Genomic DNA, 6,000 nt, shown 5'->3' on the forward strand with positions numbered 1-6,000 from the left:
AATACAATTAAAAATTCGCTTTGAAAATAAGTTATTGTTTAATTCATAAAAATCCTGAATAATATTAAACCCATGCATAAAAAGATCTGAATCTATCTATTATGCATGGGTTTTTTTAATTATCTAGCAGCTTATTAATGTTTCTCTCTACCACTTCAAATATAACCACATCCGGTCTATCTTCGTCAATGAATTGCTTATTCAATGAATACTGCCATTCCTGCTCATAAGTTAACTTACTAAAGCTTTCTGACAAATAAGGCATCATGCTAGTGGTAAAGGAATCTCTGATTATTATTTCTTTTGGTAAATTTGAGTCTTTTATTGCAGTAGTATTCTTTTTATTATCAGATCCTAACCAAGTCATTGGCTGTGGTCTCATCAAGGTTGATTTAAGAGTAAAGTTAGGAGTTAACCTGATATCTTCTTCTTTAATAAATGAATTTTTATTATCTATAAAGGTAGAAAGATCTCCTCCTTTTTGCTTCACTCTTGAAATGTTAAAATCTTTTAAGTTTAAAGGTGTCACCTGCGGAAAATAATTTTTAACTTCATTGATCAAGGCTGAATAGCCATAAAATGCCCCCAAATCATTCCAGTGAGAATCAGTTCTATACTATAATATTCCTTGATCCTTACTATTATTTAAGGTCTCTGTTGGATCTACCACACTTATTGTTGAATTATTTTTTAAATAGTCTATAACCTGCTTCATTCTAGTTTCATTATTTTCAGTTACATAATCAGGCTTATATTCTGAATAAATGTTCATCTTATCAGGTACTAGAAATAATATAAACTTAGAATTAGGTACTTTTCCACTCATATAAGTCTGATAGCTTTCAAGCTTATTTTTTATCTGCTCTAATTGTGCTTTAGTGAGCATATTGCTTCCAGTTATATCTGCCAGATCATCCGACTCGAACATAAAATTATTCTTTCCTACAATCAAAGGTTGAATTGCAATATTGGCATCTGGTAATACATTTATTGTAGCAGCATTAGATGAGTTACCACTTTTATCTTTTGCTTTTAATGTTATTGTATTATTTTGATTAGGTATCAGTTTAACTTCTATCATAAAGGTTCCATTCACCACGTCAGTTGCCACTTCATCCTTGCCTCCAGAAGCAGTTATTGTGGAATCATCACTGCCGCCGCCAATTATAACCACAGTATTCGGATCTATCATGCTCTTGGAGATGACAGTTGGCTTTTGAAGTACTTTGTTTGTATTCTCAGCAGCACTTGGCTTACTCATCTCTGTTATATTAGCTGAAAGCAGACTTTCAAGATTATTTTCTGATATTTCAAATATCATATTTTTTATATTGTTCTTAACCAGAAAATCCTCCTCTGTCACATATTCTTTTTTGTAAAAAGCTTTATTAAAATTTTCGGATAAATATGGTTGAAGAGCTTCTCCAAACTCATCTTTTAGCATTAACATATTTCCTGAATTTATTTTTGGATTACTATCGATTATGATTTTATCATCATTAGATGATACCTGCTTCCATGAATAATTTTCTTTCGGAGTGATGCGAATATCTTGTTCATTTATCAGATTTTCAAATTTTAACTGCTGAACTAATTCCATTCCTGGCTTACTTTCTGTATTTAATTTATAATTTGAAACATTATTATAGTAATTATCTTGATAATTTAATCCCTTAGCTATCTGATTATAGCCATAAAAGGCACCTAATTGATTCCATAAGGAACCAGTCTTATAGTACAAATTTCCTTTATCTTCATTTTTTGATAATTCCTCAGTCAAATCAATCATTTTTATATCAGTATTCTTGCTCATATATTCTTTAACTTGTGACAATCTGTTCTTAGAAGAACCATCTATTACATCCTGAGGAAGGAACTCTTTGTAAACACTATATTTACTTGGTACAATGACTAATGAAAAATTTATGTCTCTTTTCTTAGCTATATCGTTAAATTTTAAAAGATTTGCCTTAATTAATTCCAATTCATCCTTAGTAAAAATGTTTTTTCCTTTGAAATCATCTACGAGATTGTCACTTTCACTTTTAGCTAAAAAGAACCATCCATCTTTTCCTGCCAATACCTTTGAATTTGTTGAAGTGTTAAAGATGAAATATTTAAATGCAGCATTAGCTTCAATAAGCTTGTCCGAAATAAAAAAATTATTATTGAACTGTGTTTCAATCACATTTCCAATATTTAATAGCTTATTTATATTTGCCTCCATTGCATTTTTCATATTAGTTCTCCAATTGCTGTTAAAAAATCTTAATGTAATTGGAGTAAATATCATAGCTATAAAAGCGAGAATAAAAATTATAGAGTATATATTTTTGTTTTTTCTCTTTCTAGTAACTTTTTCATTTATCCTTATTGGTTCACTATCCATTTTCTGCCTCCGTTAAAATCTGAAATATATAAATGGTACTTTAGTTGCATTATCAAGAGTTGGTGATAAATAAATTATTGATAATAAAAATATTAGCATTGTTGCTGAGAAGTGAACTATATTGAATACTATCATATAACTTTTTCTTTGTCTCAATTGGAGTAACCTTGGTACAATTGGCATAGCCGCTATAAAGGCTATTACTAAAATACTTTTTACCTCTAGATTTAAATATGTATCACTTAAAGCGTTAAAGCATTCTAAGAATTTAAAACTAAACATTACTTTTAAATAGCTTATTGCTATACGAAGGTTTTCCCCTCCGAAGAACACCCATCCTATAACCACAATCAGCATTGTATAGATGTGCTGTATTGGGCTCCAAAGCTTCTTTAAATATTTGCCATACACAAATTTTTCTAATACCAATATCACACCATAATACATTCCCCATACAAGGAAGCTCCAGGTAGCACCGTGCCAAAATCCACATAAAGTAAATACTATTATAGTATTTAAAGCAGTTCGTCCATTCCCTCTTCTGCTGCCTCCTAAGGGTATGTACAAATAATCTCTAAACCAGGTAGAAAGCGATATATGCCATCTTTTCCAGAATTCTTGTATACTTTTTGATATATAAGGATAATTGAAGTTCTCCATAAAATCGAATCTGAATACTTTAGCTAATCCTATTGCCATATCAGAGTAACCAGAAAAATCAAAATATATTTGCATTGTGTAACAGATAGCTCCAAGCCAAGCTGCCCAAAAAGTTAATTCATTAGTATTTAAAGCAAAGATTCTATCTGCTACCTTTCCAAGAGTATCAGCTATTATCAGTTTTTTTCCTAAACCAAAAATAAATCTTTCAATGCCGTATCTGATTTTGTTTATGGTGACTTTACGTCCTTTTAACTGAGATGCAACCTCATTATATTTAACTATTGGTCCAGCAACTAACTGTGGAAAAAATGAAATGTACAGGGTTAGATCCAAGATATTTCTCTGCGCTTTCTCCTTTTTTCTATAAATATCTAGAATATAGGATAAGGAATGAAATGTATAAAAGGATATTCCAACGGGAAGGGATATTTTCGAAATTGAAAAATGAGTATTAACATGAACGGCACTTAATAATAAATTAAAATTATCCACAAAAAAATTAGCATACTTAAAAAATATCAATATGCCAAAATTTAAAGCCACCGCCGCAGTTAATGCAATTTTTTCATGCTTCTCTTTGGTAACTGCCGCTTCTGTAACTATTCCAAGTATGTAATTTAGCAGAGTGCTTATTAACATAACATATATACACACAGGCTCACCCCGTGCATAAAAAATCAAACTTGCAATAAGCAATATGATATTTCTAAACCTTTTACCCGCTATAAAATATGCAAAAATAACTAGCGGAAGAAATAAAAAAATAAAAACAAAAGAACCAAAAACCATGATTTTCCCCCCTAATAATTCATAAAAAAACAAAATTCGCCAAATATTTTATCACAGTTAAATTTCTAATTCAATTTAATTAATAAGGAAAAGCCCTCCACATCTTTGTGGAAGGCTTTCCTGTTAGCAGTATCCTGCATATACTCAAGTTTATGCAATTAGTTAGGTGGAATTCTGAAAACTAGTTTAAACTCATTTTTTTGGAGCAAATCACCAGATCAAATATATCAACAACACCATCTTTATTAAAATCAAAGCTTGAATTCCATTTTGTATCTGTATTCTTAGTATTGTAATTTTGTGCAAGCGAAGCCAGATCTACTATATTAATTTCCCCATTCTTATCTAAGTCACATATATCTATCCATTTAGCATACATTATTGTATCTGTTGTTACTTTATCATTTGCAAAATTCCATGCATTCATACATTCTTCTTCCTTATACCATCCTCCAAAAATATAACCTTCTTTTGAGGGCTCTATTGGTGCTGTTATTAAGGCATTGTCGCCTAATTGTACGCTTCCAACAGCACTTCCTCCTTCACTGTTAAACGTTACTGTATGATTTATTGCAGGCAACTCTTGGAATGTTATTGAGTTACTACTTGCATAAATCTGTGCATAAGAGCCTTCAAATCCCTTTATTTTTAAACTTGAATTACAGCTACTAAATGTTAAAAATCCAATATTAGCAACACTTTGTGGAATAGTTACTTCTGTTAAAGATGTGCAATAATAAAATGCATAATCCCCAATGCTTGTAACACTATCTGGAATTATTATATTTGTAAAGGCATAACAATGAGCAAATGCATTAAAATCTATGGTTTTAACACTGCTCGGAATTATTATGTTTTCGAGAACTTTGCACATAACAAAAGCACGATACCCAATTTTTGTCACGCCATTTGGAATTGTTATATTCGTAAGAGCTGTACAATTTTCAAATGCACTGTTTCCTATATTTACAAGCTTTTTTGGAAGTGTAACTTCTTTAAGAGAGAAACAATTATAAAATATAAGAGCACCAGTATTTGTAAGATTATTCGACAATCTTACACTCGATAAAAGTTGACAGTTATAGAACAAATAATTTCCTACATTCATTACACTATCAGGCATTGCTGCAGATTTAAGTGCCTTACAGTCCTTAAATGCACCTTCTCCAATGGTTGTTACACTACTCGGTATTGTTATGTCTGTAAGAGAAATACACTCCAAAAATGCATAAGTTCCAATACTTTCTACACTATTTGGTATTGTGATTCCTGTAAATGCCTTACAGTCTTGAAAAGTAGAATTTCCTATACTAACAAGATTAGTTGGGAGTATTATATTCGGAAGGGATGTACAATATGCAAACGCACTATCTCCTATACTTGTTACACTGTCTGGTATTGATATATTTACAAGGGACGAACAATAATAAAATGCAAAATCTTTTATACTTGTTATAGTATTCGGAACTGTTACACTGGTTAATGGTTTGTTTTTAAAAGCATTACTTCCTATGCTGGTAACCGTATGACCGTCTATGGAACTTGGAATTACAATATTAGTATCGCTGCCATTATAACCTGTTATCGAATATGTTACTCCATCTTCAGATCGCCAAGTAAAACCATTTGCATCTGTGCCTACTGTGGTTGCAAAAACAGGTATGACATTAAAACTCACAAGTAAACTTGTTAAAGCAAGTATTAGCGATATCATCTTCATTTTTCTGTTTTTCATCTCTATCACCCACTTAAAATAAATTTTTCGTTTTTTTAACCAACATATAAAACTCCTTCATTTATCGTTTTTTTTATTTTTTTCTTTAATTTCTTTTTGCTATTGATAAACAAAAGTTTATAAAAAAGTTCCATTAATTATGATGCTGTTCAGCATAATGAGAATAACGTAGGCTTTTTAAAGCTAGCCATATCAATACCACCCAATAAAATCTCTTTCATTTATGGTATAGTTCACCGTATCAGTAGCAAGTGAGGTTTTCTATTATTATTACGTAACCGTAAAAAAATTAACGCCTAGAAGGTTAAAATCAGTTTTGATAAAATAACAGATATTAATTAACTAGGGAGGTTATGTACATGCAAAAAGGTTCACAGGATAACAAATGGAAGGCTATATTTAATGAATTTTCTAATTATAATGG

Annotated in this window: 4 protein-coding genes; all 4 read right to left on the reverse strand. The window is 30.7% G+C overall.

The window, feature by feature from the left end; translation table 11 throughout:
- Positions 1-115: 115 nt before the first annotated feature.
- The gene (locus IAI10_RS22310; protein ID WP_315675528.1) at positions 116-589 is read right to left on the reverse strand and encodes a hypothetical protein; all 474 of its coding nucleotides are present in this window, start codon (positions 587-589) and stop codon (positions 116-118) included.
- A 27-nt stretch (positions 590-616) separates the two neighbouring features.
- Positions 617-2,389: an alginate O-acetyltransferase AlgX-related protein gene (locus IAI10_RS22315; protein ID WP_315675529.1), complete on the reverse strand. Its 1,773-nt coding sequence runs from the start codon at positions 2,387-2,389 to the stop codon at positions 617-619.
- A 12-nt stretch (positions 2,390-2,401) separates the two neighbouring features.
- Positions 2,402-3,841 carry an MBOAT family protein gene (locus IAI10_RS22320; protein ID WP_315675530.1) on the reverse strand — a complete coding sequence of 480 codons (1,440 nt, stop codon included), beginning with the start codon at positions 3,839-3,841 and terminating at the stop codon, positions 2,402-2,404.
- A 181-nt stretch (positions 3,842-4,022) separates the two neighbouring features.
- Positions 4,023-5,561, reverse strand: a complete 1,539-nt coding sequence (locus tag IAI10_RS22325) for a leucine-rich repeat protein (RefSeq protein ID WP_315675531.1) — start codon at positions 5,559-5,561, stop codon at positions 4,023-4,025.
- Positions 5,562-6,000 lie beyond the last annotated feature (439 nt).

Origin of the sequence: Clostridium sp. 19966 (assembly GCF_032335695.1) — a bacterium.
Taxonomy (GTDB): domain Bacteria; phylum Bacillota; class Clostridia; order Clostridiales; family Clostridiaceae; genus JACTOJ01.